We start from the raw sequence: 17,328 nt of genomic DNA, 5'->3' as shown, positions 1-17,328 counted from the left end.
TTTTATATACTTGGTTAAGTCAGTTCTTACACCACCTTAACCCAACTCGATTCTCTCTACTAAGAGATAGTTATACTTGATCTGGATGATTTTTCTTCATTCGGATCACACCGAAAGTGAGAAGAAGAACCATAAAGCCTACAATCCCTAGCTGCTCATTTTCCTGTCCTGTTTGTGGTAGAGAAGTTACTGGTCGATGAGTGACTTGCTGAGCCTCCTGATCCATTTCGGTTTCACCTTTTTGTGTCATAGGTAACGGTTGAGGAGTGACTTGTTGAGCCTCCTGATTCAATCCTGTTTTACCTTTTTGTGTCATAGGTGACGGTTGAGAAGTGGATGGGACAGTTGAATCTTCCACCTGAGCTTCTGAGACTTCTACAAAACTGGTCAAGTAGCGATTGATGCGATTAGTTACTGTATAGACGAAATCATTTTCTACTGCCCGATAACCTTTTGGCAGATCAATATGGATTTGATACTCTCCATTGATTAGGATGCTTTCAAATGTCTTTGGTTCATATAGGGTTTGATCCAACTCCACTTTTTGCCCAGTTTTCCGATCAATAGCAAAGACGCGGGTTCCATCTGGAAGTTCTTTATCAAAGACGAGGTCAAAGCGATTTTTATCGATATAGTGGTAGACAAATTTGACCACTCCTTCAGGGTGCTCCTTGCTCAGTTCGACTGTCACAGTAGTTGGAGATACCCAAGAGTAATTTTGATCTTGGCTGACAACTTTTACAGTGTAGGTTCCAAATGGAAGACTTGGTAGTGGGTCTTCGTAATAGCTGTTAAATTCCTGGTCAACCCGATTTCCCTTGCTATCAAAGACTTGGTAACGCATCATTTCTGGGTATTGATTAGTTGCTTCGCCTTTTTCATCTACAATTTGTACCTCTAGGCGACCGACGGTTGCTTGGTTAGTCGCAGCGATCGGGCTTGCTTCCTCCGTCCCTGATTTTTCTGTCGTTTTTTCTTCTGAAACAGTCTTACCATCCAAGGTCAAGGTGTTGGTATTATTGACCTGATCCCAAATATAGAAGCGCACAGTTTTTAGATCTACTCCTTCTGGAATAGAGTAGGTTCCATCTTCATTTGGACTAATTTCCACTTCCTGACCATCTTTTTGGTAGGAGAGGTATTTTCCAGCTAGCCCACTACCCGTTTCAATAATCTCACCCGGCTTAAAGATACGAGTTGCTGGATCAAAAAGATCCTTGGTATTAGCCAGTTGTGGCACTTGCTTATCGACTCGGACCTTTAGAACAATCTCTTGAGGTTTGGCACCTGGTGTGCTTGGACGATAAGTGACTACATATTGATAGTCCCCATCTGGCACTAGCTGATTGTTATTGTCCTTGCCTGCCCACTGAGTCGCATAAAGAATCTTACTACGGTCATTAATCCGCCAACCATAGTCGGATTTCTTCTGACTTTCATTGCCTTGTTCAAAAATAGGGTGCTCGCGTTTGAGGTCATCTGCACGATAGACCGACAAATGAATATTGTCTACATTTCTCAAAACTACTGCATTGAGCTTGACACTATCATAGGAACCATCATCATTTGGCGAGAAGACTAGTTGGTTTCCATCATAATGCCCGTCTTTTTCTCCCAGAACAACCTGTACTTCTTTACCCCCACGCCAAATAGTGCTGACCAAGGCTGTAAAGTGATCTCCTGAGTCTTTTTCAGGTTTATCTGCTTTTTCATTTGCATAATAATAGAATGGTTTTTCATCCCCAGTGAAGGCATAGATAGGCTTTTCGATACCTGGTAAGTCCTGATACTGCCCTTTGAAGCCGATATACGGAAGACTTACGAGGTCTTTCTTGGTTTTGGTATCTTTAAAGAAGACAAATCCTTCTAAAAAGTAACCATTCTTCATTTGATTGGTGAGTTCACTTGTAAAGGCACTGGTATCTACAGAAATTGGAACTGTCACACTTCCCATAGCTGGAACATGAATGGTTTTTTCTCCCACTTGATCCAATAGCTGACGCATCTTCAAGCTAATGCGACCATTTTCCACCTGATCAGTATTGACGACCGTATGATAAACGAGGTCTTTTGCTTCTGAGCTTAGGTTGTGCACCGTAACCTCAAACGTAAAGGTATCCTTGACATTGCCAAGCGTCAAACTGCTGTTTGTTCCTTTTCCACCTGTTACAAAGACATCCCCAAAAGCTGCAGCTGCAGCATCCATGAGACCAGATCCTTGTTGACGGACAGATGAGTAGCTCTTACTTTCCTGATCAAAATGAGGTCTGGCTGTACTCATGACTAATTGGCGCAAAAGCGTATGGATTTGCTCTGGACTGTAAGTTGGGAACCGCTGTTCTAGAGCTTGCTTGATCAAGGCTGTTGCCCCTGCTGCATGGGGCGTCGCCATACTAGTCCCTTCATCCATATCATACAAACCATCTGGAATCGCTGAATAGACCATTCCACCAGGTAAAGTAACGTCTGGCTTTAGTTTTCCTTCTGCAGAAAGCCCCCAACCCGTAAAGAAGAGCATCTTGTTTGCTTCACTATAAGGTACTTTCTTGACTTCTTGGTGGAAGATGAGCTCGTATTCTCCAGCATGAGCAGCTAGCTCTTTTCCGATAGCATGGTTCAAGACGCTGACCGGATAGAAGGAACCCCAATAGCCCATCGGAAGTTTTTGGAGGCTATCTCCTTGCTCTTCATTCTGATAAACCAAAACACCTTTTGCACCTGCTTGTCTGAGGGCATTGACCTTCTCTTCATCCGTCACATCCCCGCCACTCTCAACCAGAGCAATTTTTCCTTTCACCGCAGCATTTCGGTAAGTATCTACTCCACCTTTTTGAACTGAAACATAGGACTGAGGACCTTCTGCTGGGAAAATCAGTCGATAGACAGGGAGATCTACGAGGCCATTTTGGAATTCTTTCTTATCCTTTAGAGCCGGGATTTCCAGACGCATGGTCGTTTCGTGATTGATCTGATTATTGAAGGCACCAATAGCTAGAACCCCATCTTCAATGGCGGGTTCATCAATCGTTCCAGTATCCGGCGCATCTGCTTTTGGCTTAGCCTGCCAGTATCCACTCACGGCGTAATTCCCTGCTGCAGCATTGATGACAACACCGGCTTTACGAGCGAATTCGAAGGCTTGACGGGTTAAGGGATTGGTATCTGCTTCAGACCCATTGACCCCACCAAAACTCATATTGATGGTATCTGCACCTAGCTTGACCGCATCTTCAACGGCCTTGGCTACGATAAAGCCCTGTTCTGTCATACCCTTTTTATCAGAGAAAACACGCATAAAGATAAGCTGAGCTTCTGGTGCGACACCCTTTAGATATTCGCCAGTTGGCACAGGTTTTGTCGCATTCCCAACAGCCGACCCTGCCACGTGGGTCCCATGCGAACGTGGATCGTCTTCTCGAATCTCATCGTTCATATCTGAATAATTATAGGCATAAACCACCTTATCGTTGTACCACTTTCCATAAGTGATACCTGCCTTTTTCATAGCAGCTTCCATCTGCTCTTTATTCTGGTATTTGGCTTTGCTTTTATCCGTTAAACTAAAGAAATTATGGTGGACATCAAGGCCCGTATCTAAAACGGCTACCACCCGACCTTGGCCCTTGATTGCTTTGTCCCAGAGAGGCTGTAAATTGATCAACTCATTTTCATCACTAACTTTTGTAGGAAGTAGGGTATTCTGCTTCATTGCGCTAGGCTGTGCATCCGCCTGAGCCGTTAAGGGAGTAATTTCTACCTTTTCCACACGCGCTAACTGACGAATCTTCAAGGCATCCTTGTACTTGGTTTCTAGAACGAAACCATTAAAGACCAGATCAAAATCGGCTAATTTCGTATATTCAATGCCTTTTTCCTTTAGTTCATTTAATACTGCTTCCTTGATTGGTGCATTATCCTTGATCTGCTCTGCAATACTGAGAGGAGCCGTTGCATCTTGTTTCTTGGTCTCCAAACGCACCAAGGCCTGAACACGGCTTTCATCTACTATGGTTGCTGAGGTAGCTTCTTTATTGGCTACTACCTGAGGTGCTGAAATAGTGCGATCTTCTTGCTCCTTCTTTTCAATACCATCTTTTTCAGGAATAGGGTTCGAAGCTGGATTGGTTTGAGTAGGGGAAGGGGCTATTTCAACAGTTTTCTCAGCCTTCGGTTGCTCTTGTGGAGAAGATTCCTCCCTCCCTTTATCCGTCGATAAATCTTCGTTTGAGCCTTTATCCTGTCCTGCTGACAGATTCACCTCTTGGCTTTCTTCTTTTGCTACAATAGCAGGTACATCTACCTGTCCTTCCTGCTCCTGGGCTAAAACAGTCGCCCCACAAAAAAAGCATCCGACAAGCACTGATACTAAGCCGACTGCATATTTTCGTAAAGAAAAACGTTGTTGTCTGTCGCTCACCATAACCAGACCTCCTTTTAAATTTGTAAGCGGTTTCCGCACCTATATTTTAGTCCTAATCTTATGCAAAGTCAATGCAATCTAAAAAAATATACTATTTTATTGAATTTTAACAGATTTCTCTATCCAGTATTCGAGAATCTGTTTTTGCCCAGTAGTATTCCTTGTACAAAGATACCTGTTTTAAAATTATAAAAAAAAGAAATCAGAATAATTTCTGATTTCTTTTGAAATAAACTTATTTATTTACATTTTCCCATTTCCAGTTGTGTACTTCTGGGATATCATCACCGTGTTCACGAATGTAGGCATTATGGAAGGCAATTGTCTCATCCATTTGAGCTGCAAATTCACTTGCTGCTTCTCCAAGAGCTGCATTGGCTGCATCTTGTGCCAAGTGGAAGCGATCCAATTCAGACATGACACGCATGTCGAATGGTGTTGTGATGTCTCCGTTTTCACGGTATCCATGCACACGCAAGTTGTGGTTGTGACGGTTGAAGAAGATGTCACGGATCATGCCTTCGTAACCGTGGAAGGCAAAGATGACTGGTTTATCAGTTGTGAAGACTTTGTCGAACTCTTCATCTGAAAGTCCACGCGCATCTACTGAAGGGTGACGCAATTTCAAGATATCTACAACATTGACAAAACGGATCTTCAATTCTGGGAATGCCTTGTGCAAGATTGTGATGGCTGCAAGAGCTTCTAAGTTCGGCTCTGTACCTGCAGCTGCAATGACAAGATCTGGTTCTTCATCTGCTGAAACAGTTGAAGCCCAATCAATCACTTTGTAGCCTTCGCGTACCAATTCTTCAGCTTCATCTGCTGAGTAGAATTGAGGACGTGGGTGTTTAGAAGTAACGACCAAATTGATCACATCTTCTGCCTTGAAGGCTTGGTCCATCACTGCAAGCAAGCTATTGGTATCTGCTGGCAAGTATTCACGGATGTATTCTGGAGTTTTCTCAGCCAAGTGAGTCAAGATACCTGGATCTTGGTGAGTGTATCCATTGTGGTCTTGTTGGAAGACAGTTGAAGTTGCAATCAAGTTCAAGGCTGGGTAGTTTTTACGCCATGTCGTGTGTGTCTTAGATTTACGCAACCATTTGAAGTGTTGAGTGATCATAGAATCTACAACACGAAGGAATGATTCGTAAGAAGCGAAGAATCCATGACGACCTGTCAAGACATATCCTTCAAGCATTCCTTCTGCTTGGTGCTCTGACAATTGAGAGTCAATTACACGTCCAACAGGGCTCAAAGCTTCATCATAGTCAGGTTTCATACGTCCTAACCATTGACGGCTTGTACGTGTGAAGACTTCTTGAAGACGGTTTGATTTGGTTTCATCTGGTCCAAAGATACGGAAGTTGTCTGGGTTTGCATCCACAAGATCTGCTGCATACTTACCAAATTCGATCATATCTTGTGCCATGATCGCGCCTGGTGTTTCAATCTTGAAGGCGTGTTTCTTCCAATCAGCAGTGTTCATTGGCTTGATCACACCAGCATTAGTGATTGGGTTCATGGCCATACGACGGTCACCTTTTGGTGCGATTTCAGCAATCTCAGGAAGTAATTTACCAGTTTCGTCAAACAACTCAGCTGGACGGTATGATTCCAACCATGAAAGAAGGGCATCTACATGCTCCATGTGGTGAGCATCTACTGGGATTGGAACTTGGTGGGCACGGAATCCACCTTCGATTGGTGTTCCTTCCCAAGCTTTTGGTCCAGTCCAGCCTTTAGGAATACGAGCAATCAAGACAGGATATACTGGTTGAGTAGCTTCTTCTGCAGATCCTTTGCGCGCTTCTGCTTGAACTTTCTTGATTTCTTCAATTGCTTCATCCAATTTTTCTGCAAACAGAGCATGAGCTGCTGCATGGTCGTCAGAAATAGCTGTTACGTCAGCAAAGATTGGTTTCCAACCAAGACCTTCAAAGAAGAGGGCCAATTCTTCGTCTGTTTTCCGTTCGAAAATAGTTGGGTTGTGGATCTTCCCACCGTTGAGGTAGAAGATTGGAAGAACAGCACCATCGTTGACTGGGTTCAAGAAGGTATTGGCTAACCATCCAGCCATCAATGGACCAGTTTCCCCTTCACCATCACCGATAACAGTTGCAGCAATCACATCTGGATTATCCAAAACAGCTCCAGCTGCGTGTGACAATGCATAACCAAGTTCTCCACCTTCGTGGATAGATCCTGGAGTTTCAGGCGCCGCGTGAGATGCAATCCCTCCTGGGAATGAGAAGATTTTACATAGGTGTTTGAAACCTTCTTCATTTTGTGGGATATTTGGATTCAATTCTGTGTAAGAACCATCTAAGTAAGAGTTGGACACCATAACTTGTCCACCATGACCTGGTCCTTCAATGTAGAACATATCCAAGTCATACTTGTTGATTGCACGGTTCAAGTGTGCGTAGATAAAGTTTTGTCCTGGAACAGTTCCCCAGTGTCCGATTGGGTGAGCTTTCAAGTCATTCTCTACTACTTCACGTTTCAAAAGTGGGTTGTCTTTCAAGTACATTTGAGCAGCTGAAATGTAGTTCGCTGCACGCCACCAAGCATCCACTTTATCCAAGTAAGCTTTGCTGTTAAAATCAACAGTCATATTGTCTCCTCTCAAATTCTAGCTATGATTCTGATGAATTAGAATCCAGTGCAAGTATTTAGGTTATAAACATTCTGTCTCACTAAATGAAAACAGAACGAGCGCGAACCAAATTTAATTCAATTCTTTTCTATTCTATCAATAATTTATCTATTTGTATATAGAAAAAAATAAAAAAAATATAGTTTTTTATAAAAAGTTGCAAATTTCTTCTAAAATCAAACCATTTTCCCATCTTTTTACAATTATCTTTGGGGCTAAACTGCCTAAAGTTCCTTAGGGAATCAGCTAGTTATAAATCTCCTTGTCACCTAAAATTTTTCATGATATACTTTAAATATCAAACTAAAGGAGATCGTTATGTTGAAGGAAAAACGCAATAAAGGATTTGTTTCAGGTCTAGTACTTGCCCTTTTCTTCCTAGTATTTTCAGGTTTAGTATTTTCATTATGGATGCGTCACCAAAATCCTGCCACTAGCTTTGCGAAGGCAGAAAAGTCTGGGGACCCTGTAACGATGCTGATCTATGATATTACCCCAGAACCTGTCGGAACTGTGGGCAAAAGACATGTACTCTATATTGTCCAATACGATAACCAAAATGATGGTAAATATGCAGGGATCGAAGCAAAAAAAGACGATGCTACTATCAAAGCGATTGTCGATAAAGCTCAAAAAGGAGAACTGCAGTCTGATCCTTATCAACTAAAAGGAACACAATTAGCTCCTTTGGCAAAGGATAGCAAAAATACATCTCGTAACGGTCGCATTGTTGGCTACAGTGAGTACATTCATTCCCTCCTTGACCCTACTTCTATCGTATCACTCAATATGACGACTAGCTATTACTTGAGCCTTACGGAATATAACAAAGACTCCTTATTCCTCTTGCTAGGTTCAGTTGCTTTAGCTGGACTTGCCATTACAATGGTTGTAGCTAGCTTCTCCGTTCGGAAACGGACCATTGCTTCCTATCAGGAACTCCACCAAAACTATCCCGAACTCCAAGGAGATCTTAGCCGTTTGGCTGACGAGGCCAGTTACTACAATCAAGATTTAAAAGTTATCTTATACAAAAATCATTTGATCACCTATTTCAGAGGAACACAAACGATCGATTTGCGAGATGTGCAACAACTATACTTACATGTAACTCGCGTTCGTCAATCCGGCATAGCCCGCTCTATCTTCCAATTGTGCTACACCCGCAAGGATAAACCAAAGAAACAGTACCGTTTAGCAATTCGGAATAAGAAGAACGCAGAAGAGCAACTCTACACTCTCTTTGCACAGGTATCTGAGCGATTTCCAGATGTCAAGGTTGGGATTTAAAACGTCCCAATCCCCCTTTAGAAACTCTTTTCTAAGCACTAAAATCCCCTCATCAATTCATTCTGATGAGGGGATTTTTCTTCTTAGGTCTCATTTAAAATAAAGAGAATCAAATTACTTTCTTACCATTCTTATAGACATCTGTCACCAAATTCGTCGCAAAGAAATAGAAGAGATAATCTAGATTTGGTGCGTCGTAAATCGTGATATCAGCCTGTTTTCCAACATCGAAAGAGCCAATCGTTTTGGCACGATCTACTGAATAAGCCGCATTAATAGTCACTGCATTGAGAATTTCAACTGGTGTCAAACGCATCATAAAGCAACCTAGATGCATAGCAAACTGAAGATTGGCTGTCGGACAAGAGCCTGGGTTGCTGTCAGTCGTTAGCGTAATAGCCATACCAGCATCCAACATCTTACGAGCCGGTGCATAAGTATCTTCCATTAGACTGAAGGTTGTTGCCGGCAAAAGATTTCCGATGACTTTAGCGGCTGCTAGTTTCTGAATGCCTTCATCGGTAATCACCATCAAGTGTTCTGCACTAGTGGATTCCAATTCAGCCGCTACATCCACGCCACCGATGGACTCAATCTCATCCGCATGAATCCTTAATTTGAAGCCCATTTCCTTGGCTTTCGACAGAAGGTAGCGAGATTCATCTGCTGTAAAAACACCTTTTTCACAGAAGATGTCACAGAATTCAGCCAGATTGCCTTCTTTCACCTTCGGAAGCATTTGATCAATGATGAGATCTAAATATTCCTTTGAACGGCCCTTGTACTCTGTCGGGATGGCGTGAGCTGCCATAAAGGTCGAAACGAGATCGATTTCATGGTCGTGATTCAAGGCTGCTACCACATCTAATTGCCGTTTTTCAGTTTCCCAATCCAACCCATAACCACTTTTAGCTTCAACAGTTGTCACCCCATGGCGCAACATATAATCCAAAAGACGTTTAGACTTGTCATAAAGATTCTCAAATGAAGCTTCTCGTGTCGCTCGAACAGTGCTCAGAATTCCACCGCCTTGAGCGAGAATATCTAAATAGGAAACTCCCGCTAACTTTTTAGCAAACTCATGCTCACGACTACCTCCATAGACCAAGTGGGTGTGGCAATCGATCAGACCGGGGGTCGCAACTTTTCCTTCACAAGACTTCACTTCCGTATGGTCGTCAATCAATTCTGGATCTGGTTGACCTGTTCCAACTGCAAGAATCTTTCCATCTTTAATGGCAATATATGCATCCGAAAGAATTTGGGCATCTGCCATCTCCTTGCCATAAAGAGGATGGCCTAGATCATTTGGACAAAACAACTGGTTAAAGTGGGTTAATAGTACATCAGCAGACATATGAAAACATTCCTTTCTATTTCCATTATTATTCATTTTACAATTCTAAAGAAAAAGCGTCAAAAAAAAGTCAAAAAGTTTTCCCCTCATTTTTTTTTGCTTTATTAAAAATTAAATTTATTTTTGACTCTTTATTGACGTTTCTTGGATACAATAAAGAAAATATAAATTCATAGTTTATACATAAGGAGGTTCCTACTATGTCATTTATAGACGATAAAGAAATTGCAGCTGCTATGTCTGTCAAACTTGACTTTGATGTCCTACCTGAAAAGGCAACTTTTCAAGAGGGCATCCGTCGTGCACCTGATAGAGGCTTCCGCTTAACGCAAGCTCAAACTGAGATTGCCCTTAAAAACGCTCTGCGTTATATCCCTAAAAAATTCCACCAAGAGTTGATCCCAGAATTTTTAGAAGAACTAAAAACTCGCGGGCGGATTTATGGCTACCGCTTCCGTCCAAAAGATCGGATCTATGGAAAACCAATTGATGAGTACAAAGGAAAATGCACTGCTGCTAAGGCCATGCAGGTCATGATCGATAACAACTTGAGCTTTGAAATTGCCCTTTATCCATATGAATTGGTCACTTACGGAGAAACAGGTTCTGTCTGTGCTAACTGGATGCAGTACAACTTGATCAAGAAATACTTGGAAGTGATGACAGAAGACCAAACCTTAGTTGTTGAATCTGGTCACCCTCTTGGCCTCTTCAAGTCTAAACCAGAAGCTCCTCGCGTTATCATTACCAACGGTCTTTTGATTGGTGAGTATGACAACATGCACGATTGGGAAATCGCTGAAGAGATGGGCGTTACCAACTACGGTCAGATGACTGCAGGTGGATGGATGTATATCGGTCCTCAAGGAATCGTCCATGGTACCTTTAACACCCTTCTCAACGCTGGACGTCTTAAACTCGGCGTTGCTGATGATGGTGACTTAACTGGTAAACTCTTCATCTCATCTGGTCTCGGTGGTATGAGTGGCGCTCAAGGGAAAGCAGCTGAAATTGCAAAAGCTGTTGCGATTGTTGCAGAAGTTGACCTCTCTCGTATCGAAACCCGTCACTCTCAAGGCTGGATTAGCCAAGTGACAGACAGTGCAGAAGAAGCTGTGAAATTGGCCCAAGCAGCGCTGGAAGCTGGTGAATCAACTTCGATTGCCTACCATGGTAATATCGTAGACTTGCTCGAATATGTCAATGAACACCAAGTTCATGTTCATCTCTTGTCTGACCAAACCTCTTGCCACAACGTTTACGATGGTGGGTATTGTCCAGTTGGTATCAGCTTTGAAGAACGGACACGTTTGTTGGCAGAAGACAAAGAAACCTTCCACCGCCTCGTCGATGAAACCTTGGCTCGTCACTTCGCAGTCATCAAAGACTTAACGGCTAAAGGTACTTACTTCTTCGACTACGGTAATGCCTTCATGAAATCTGTTTACGACTCAGGCATCAAGGAAATTTCTAAGAATGGTTTGGATGACAAAGACGGCTTCATTTGGCCATCTTATGTAGAAGATATCATGGGACCTATGCTCTTTGACTATGGTTACGGTCCATTCCGTTGGGTCTGCCTCAGCGGTAAACATGAAGACTTGATTGCAACTGACCATGCAGCGATGGAAGCGATTGATCCAACTCGTCGCTACCAAGACCGTGATAACTACAACTGGATTCGCGATGCTGAAAAGAACCAATTAGTAGTTGGTACTCAAGCTCGTATCCTCTATCAAGATTGTATGGGCCGTGTCAACATTGCTTTGAAATTTAACGAACTCATTCGCCAAGGCAAGATCGGACCTGTCATGATTGGACGTGACCACCACGACGTATCTGGTACAGATGCTCCATTCCGTGAAACATCCAACATCAAAGATGGATCAAACGTTACTTGCGATATGGCAGTTCAATGTTACGCTGGTAACGCTGCTCGCGGTATGAGCCTTGTTGCTCTCCACAATGGTGGTGGTACTGGTATCGGTAAAGCCATCAACGGAGGATTTGGTCTCGTTCTAGACGGTAGCCACCGGATCGATGAAATTATCAAGTCTGCTATTTCATGGGATACCATGGGAGGGGTTGCTCGTCGGAACTGGGCACGGAACGATCATGCTATTGAAACAGCGATCGAATACAACCGTCTCCATGCAGGTACAGACCACATCACCATTCCTTATCTTGCAGATGAAGATTTGGTCAAAGATGCGGTTCAAAAATTGTTTTAATTATAAAAAATAAAAATGGAGAAAGGGAGGAAAATTCAAAGACTCCTCCTCCCCCAACTTCTCCTATAAAAAGAGGTAATCATATGGCAAAAATTGTTGAGTGTATTCCAAACTTTTCTGAAGGACGCAATCAGGCTGTCATTGACGGATTAGTCGCTACTGCAAAAAGCATTCCAGGTGTGACATTATTAGACTACTCGTCTGATGCCAGCCACAACCGTAGCGTCTTTACACTCGTTGGGGATGAAGAAAGCATTCAAGAAGTGGCTTTCCAATTGGTAAAATACGCATCTGAAAACATCGATATGACCAAACACGAAGGCGAACACCCTCGTATGGGAGCAACAGACGTTTGTCCATTCGTTCCGGTCAAAGATATCACAACGGATGAATGTGTTGAAATCGCACATAAAGTAGCGGAACGCATCAATCGTGAATTAGGGATTCCAATTTTCCTCTATGAAGATGCCGCAACTCGTCCAGAACGCACCAACCTTGCTAAAGTTCGTAAAGGTCAATTCGAAGGCATGCCAGAAAAATTGTTGGAAGAAGACTGGAAGCCAGACTATGGTGAACGCAAGATTCACCCAACTGCAGGGGTTACGGCTGTTGGTGTCCGTATGCCGCTCGTTGCCTTCAATGTCAACCTTGACACAGATGATCTAGAAATTGCCAACAACATTTCGAAAATTATTCGTGGATCCAGCGGTGGATACAAATACTGTAAAGCGATCGGTGTCATGCTAGAAGATCGCAACATCGCCCAAGTTTCTATCAACATGGTCAACTTGGAAAAATTCCCATTGTATCGTGTCGTTGAAACCGTTCGTTTCGAAGCACAACGCTACGGAGTTCGAATCGTCGGAACAGAACTCATCGGACTGGCTCCTGCTAAGGCTTTGATTGACTCTGCTGAGTACTACTTGCAATTAGAAGACTTTGACTACAGCAAACAAGTCTTAGAAAATCACTTGTTGGGTTAGAAAGGGAGTTCTATGAAACTAGTTGACTTAAGTATTACGGAGTTTGCCAAAGTTCTTGGTTCAGACGCTCCAGCTCCCGGTGGTGGTTCTGCTGCTGCCCTATCTGCTGCGAATGGGATTTCCCTTACCAAAATGGTCTGCGAACTGACCATTGGTAAGAAGAAATACGCTGAATTTGAAGACCATATCAAAGGGGTTCACGAAAAAAGTGCCCAACTCCAAGACCAATTACTAGAAGCTATTGACAAGGATACAGAAGCTTTCAACGTCGTATCAGCAGTCTTTGATCTTCCAAAAGAAACCGAAGAAGAGAAAGCCGCTCGTCGCGAAGCCATGCAAAAAGCCTTGAAACATGCGACCGTATCTCCATTCTCTATGATGGAGCTCATCGTTGAGGCTCTTGAAACAACAAAAGAAGCTGTTGGTAAGTCCAACACCAATGCAGCGAGCGACTTAGGAGTGGCTGCTCTCAATCTCAAGGCTGGCCTTCAAGGTGCTTGGCTCAATGTCCTGATCAACATTTCAGGAATCAAGGACCAAGACTTCGTTCAAGAATACCATGGCAAGGGACTCAAGCTCCTCCAAACAGGTTCTGAGCTTGCAGATGGCATTTACCAAAGCATTTTAGAAAGCCTATCCTAAACCGATCAATCAACTTTATAACTTCAATACCTACAAAGAAAGAAGGGATTCTATGGTTTTATCGGATATTGAAATTGCCAATTCTGTTCAAATGAAGCCCATCACGGAAATCGCTGCTGAACTTGGATTAACCGAAGAAGATATCTCACTCTACGGAAAGTACAAGGCAAAAATCGATAGCAATCAACTGGAACAACTAAAGGATAAGGAAGATGGCAAGCTGATCCTCGTGACAGCTATCTCTCCTACTCCTGCCGGAGAAGGAAAGACAACCACCTCTGTTGGTCTAGTAGATGCCCTCTCTGCTATCGGTGAGAATGCCGTCATTGCTCTCCGTGAACCTTCTCTTGGCCCTGTCTTTGGAATCAAAGGTGGTGCTGCCGGTGGTGGTTATGCCCAAGTGGTTCCTATGGAAGACATCAACCTTCACTTTACAGGTGACTTCCATGCCATTGGGATTGCCAACAACCTGCTTGCAGCCTTGATTGACAATCATATTCACCACGGTAATGAGTTGGGCATCGATTCTCGTCGCATCACCTGGAAACGAGTGGTCGACATGAACGACCGTCAACTCCGCCATATTGTAGATGGCCTTCAAGGAAAAACAAACGGAGTGCCTCGTGAAGATGGTTTCGACATCACGGTGGCGTCTGAAATCATGGCTATTCTCTGTCTCTCAGAAAATATCCTTGACTTAAAAGAACGCCTCGATCGCATCATTATCGGTTACAACTACCAAGGACAGCCGGTGACAGCCAAAGACCTCAAAGCTGGTGGTGCCATGGCAGCTGTTCTCAAAGATGCCATTCATCCGAACTTGGTACAAACGTTAGAACATACTCCTGCTATCATCCACGGTGGTCCATTTGCCAATATCGCCCATGGTTGTAACAGCGTGCTCGCTACCAAGTTGGCTCTCAAATATGCAGACTATGTTGTTACAGAAGCTGGCTTCGGAGCAGACCTAGGTGCTGAAAAATTCATCGACATCAAGTGCCGCATGGCAGGACTCAAACCTTCTGCCGTTGTCCTCGTTGCAACCATTCGTGCCCTCAAGATGCATGGTGGAGTTGCCAAAGCGGACTTAGCTACAGAAAATGTCCAAGCCGTTATTGATGGTCTTCCAAACCTTGACAGACACTTGGCCAACATCCAAGAAGTCTATGGCCTACCTGTAGTCGTTGCCATTAACAAATTCCCGCTGGATACAGAAGCGGAACTTGAAGCTGTCTATGAATCTTGTAAGAAACGCAATGTAGATGTTGTCATTTCGGATGTCTGGGCAAATGGTGGAGCTGGTGGCCGTGACTTAGCTGAAAAAGTCATTCAACTGGCTCAAGAAGAAAACCACTTCTCTTATGTCTATGACGAAGAAGACAACATTGAAACAAAATTGACCAAGATTGTCACAAAAGTCTATGGTGGAAAAGGCATTAGCCTAACACCAGCGGCCAAACGCGAACTCAAAGAATTAGAAGCACTTGGTTTCTCAAATCTTCCAATCTGTATGGCCAAGACACAATACTCCTTCTCAGATGATGCGAAGAAGATGGGTGCACCAAAAGACTTCACTGTCAAAATCAGTAACCTTAAGGTAGCTGCAGGGGCTGGCTTTATCGTAGCTCTCACTGGTACGATCATGACCATGCCTGGTCTACCTAAAGTTCCTGCCAGTGAAAAGATTGATATCGATGCCCAAGGCAATATTACTGGTCTCTTTTAAGAAAGAGGACGTCCTATGGTGACTATCCTTCATCTCACGCCCGCAGATTATCAGATTTCTACTTGGTCTGGTGGCCAAACCACCCAACTCTTCCTCTCTCCGAAAGAGGGAAGTTATCCAGATCGGACCTTTGATTTTCGCCTCTCTACTGCAACGGTGGAGGTTGAAAAAAGTGACTTTACCGATCTCACTGGTTACCACCGAATCTTGATGCCTCTGACTTCATCGATTACACTCACCCATCAAGGTAAAGAAGTGGTTTTAAAGCCCTTTCAAAGCTACTTCTTTGACGGGGGAGATCCCGTATCTAGTCAAGGGACCTGTCAAGACTTTAATCTCATCTATAAACCTTCCTATCAGGGGCATATGAGTGCTATATCCCCACAAGAAAGTGTTACGAGCCAGAGTCGCTATCAATTGATCTATGCTCTCTGTCCACTAACACTTGAATGGAAAAAGGGACAACTTTACTCCCTCCAAACTCACGAGCTCCTGTTGATCGAACAAGCATCTCCTCTTCAAGAGATGACAATTACGTTTTCACCCCTTCAGTCTGGGAAGCAACCGATTGCTATCTGGACTGCGCTAAGATAATGTTTTAAAGGAGAGACATTATGAACGGAGCACATAAACAGTCGATTGAGGAACAAGAAAAAGCGAAATTCAGCTTTAGCGGTGCCACTCTATACGGTATCAATGCCGTCATCGGATCTGGTATCTTCCTTTTACCTCAAAAAATTTATGCCGGTTTAGGACCAGCTTCCCTAGCTGTCATGTTTGGGGTAGCTATTCTTGTCATGCTACTATCAGCCTGTCTGGCTGAAACGGCTGGCTACTTTGATAAAAACGGTGGAGCCATGCAATACTCCAAAGCAGCTTTCGGTGACTTTGTCGGCTTTAATGTCGGAATTCTCGGTTGGGCCGTTACCGTTATCGCTTGGGCTGCTATGCTAGCTGGTTTTGCTAAGATCTTCATCATTACCTTCCCAGCATTCGAAGGTCACAACCTAGCGATTAGTATCGTTATGTTGGTTCTCTTGAGTCTTATGAACATCGCCGGTCTGAAAACATCTAAGATGTTCACTCTGACAGCTACTGTTGCAAAATTAATCCCAATTGTCCTCTTCTCTCTCTTCGCCATCTTCTTTATTCCTGGTGGTGTGAGCAAGGGCAACTTCACACCTTTCCTTCAATTGGAAAGTGGATCAAATCTCTTTAGTGCTATTTCTAGTACCGCTGTTTACATCTTCTATGGATTTATCGGATTCGAAACCATGTCCATCGTTGCAGGGGAAATGCGTAACCCTGAAAAGAACGTTCCTCGTGCTATCTTGGGATCCATCAGTATCGTCTCAGTTCTCTACATGTTGATCATCGCTGGAACAATCGCTATGCTTGGTGGAGGCATTATGGGAACCGAGGCACCAGTACAAGACGCATTTGTTAAAATGATTGGCCCTATCGGTGCCCCTCTTGTCTCCTATGGTGCTCTCATTTCAATCGCCGGTCTCAACATCGGTGAATCCATTATGGTTCCTCGTTTCGGTGCTGCCCTAGCAGACGAAAAACTCTTGCCAGCAGAACTTGGAAAAACAAACTCTAAGAATGCTCCTGTCATTGCCATTATCATTTCCGGTTTCTTTGCATTCTTACTCTTGTTATCTGGATCTTTCGAATCCTTAGCAACTTTCAGTGTTGTTTTCCGTTTCTTCCAATATATTCCGACTGCTTTGGCAGCGCTCAAACTCAGAAAAATGTACCCAGAGAAAAAGGTTACCTTCCGAGTGCCATTCGGTCCAGTTATCCCAATTTTGGCTGTTGTCATCAGTATCTTGATGATTGCAGGGGACAATCTAATGAACTTTGTATGGGGAGCTATCGGTCTAGTAATCGCTAGTGGACTTTACTTTGTTTTCCACGGTGACAAACTAGCTAAAAAATAAAACAGTCCTCACCAATTCTATTTACACATTAGATGGGAACTTAGGCAGGAGCAAAGCATTCCTTTGCTCCCTAG

General features: G+C 43.5%; 10 protein-coding genes. 7 read left to right on the top strand and 3 right to left on the bottom strand.

Annotated elements, in window-relative coordinates; genetic code table 11:
* Positions 1-70: 70 nt before the first annotated feature.
* Together D7D50_RS05105 and D7D50_RS05100 are read right to left on the bottom strand one after the other, a co-directional pair.
* Positions 71-4,420: an SGO_0316/SGO_0317 family LPXTG-anchored serine peptidase gene (locus D7D50_RS05105; RefSeq protein ID WP_120701656.1), complete on the bottom strand. Its 4,350-nt coding sequence runs from the start codon at positions 4,418-4,420 to the stop codon at positions 71-73.
* A 235-nt stretch (positions 4,421-4,655) separates the two neighbouring features.
* A complete protein-coding gene (locus tag D7D50_RS05100; RefSeq protein WP_023027209.1) occupies positions 4,656-7,040 on the bottom strand; it encodes a phosphoketolase family protein in 2,385 nt (794 codons plus the stop codon).
* A gap of 360 nt (positions 7,041-7,400) precedes the next feature.
* Here D7D50_RS05100 and D7D50_RS05095 point away from each other — a divergent pair, with 360 nt between their 5' ends.
* Positions 7,401-8,372 (top strand): hypothetical protein, encoded by a 972-nt coding sequence (locus D7D50_RS05095; protein ID WP_023024274.1) that lies wholly within the window; start codon positions 7,401-7,403, stop codon positions 8,370-8,372.
* A gap of 109 nt (positions 8,373-8,481) precedes the next feature.
* Here the strand turns inward: D7D50_RS05095 and hutI are convergent, their stop codons facing one another.
* The gene (gene hutI, locus D7D50_RS05090; RefSeq protein WP_023024275.1) at positions 8,482-9,729 is read right to left on the bottom strand and encodes an imidazolonepropionase; all 1,248 of its coding nucleotides are present in this window, start codon (positions 9,727-9,729) and stop codon (positions 8,482-8,484) included.
* A gap of 200 nt (positions 9,730-9,929) precedes the next feature.
* Here hutI and D7D50_RS05085 point away from each other — a divergent pair, with 200 nt between their 5' ends.
* The 6 genes from D7D50_RS05085 (at position 9,930) to D7D50_RS05060 (ending at position 17,254) form a co-directional block, all read left to right on the top strand.
* On the top strand, positions 9,930-11,960 hold the full coding sequence (locus D7D50_RS05085; protein WP_023024276.1) for a urocanate hydratase: 2,031 nt from the start codon (positions 9,930-9,932) through the stop codon (positions 11,958-11,960).
* 83 nt (positions 11,961-12,043) lie between these two features.
* Positions 12,044-12,943 (top strand): glutamate formimidoyltransferase, encoded by a 900-nt coding sequence (gene ftcD / locus D7D50_RS05080; RefSeq protein ID WP_023024277.1) that lies wholly within the window; start codon positions 12,044-12,046, stop codon positions 12,941-12,943.
* Between the two features lie 12 nt (positions 12,944-12,955).
* Complete coding sequence (locus tag D7D50_RS05075) at positions 12,956-13,585, top strand: cyclodeaminase/cyclohydrolase family protein (RefSeq protein WP_023024278.1); 630 nt, start codon at positions 12,956-12,958, stop codon at positions 13,583-13,585.
* 52 nt (positions 13,586-13,637) lie between these two features.
* Positions 13,638-15,311, top strand: a complete 1,674-nt coding sequence (locus D7D50_RS05070; RefSeq protein WP_023024279.1) for a formate--tetrahydrofolate ligase — start codon at positions 13,638-13,640, stop codon at positions 15,309-15,311.
* A 15-nt stretch (positions 15,312-15,326) separates the two neighbouring features.
* The gene (locus D7D50_RS05065; RefSeq protein WP_023024280.1) at positions 15,327-15,905 is read left to right on the top strand and encodes a HutD/Ves family protein; all 579 of its coding nucleotides are present in this window, start codon (positions 15,327-15,329) and stop codon (positions 15,903-15,905) included.
* A 20-nt stretch (positions 15,906-15,925) separates the two neighbouring features.
* Positions 15,926-17,254 carry an APC family permease gene (locus tag D7D50_RS05060; protein WP_023024283.1) on the top strand — a complete coding sequence of 443 codons (1,329 nt, stop codon included), beginning with the start codon at positions 15,926-15,928 and terminating at the stop codon, positions 17,252-17,254.
* Positions 17,255-17,328 lie beyond the last annotated feature (74 nt).

Source organism: Streptococcus koreensis (assembly GCF_003627135.1).
Taxonomy (GTDB): Bacteria; Bacillota; Bacilli; order Lactobacillales; family Streptococcaceae; genus Streptococcus; species Streptococcus ilei.
This window is presented reverse-complemented; position numbering and strand designations above follow the sequence as displayed.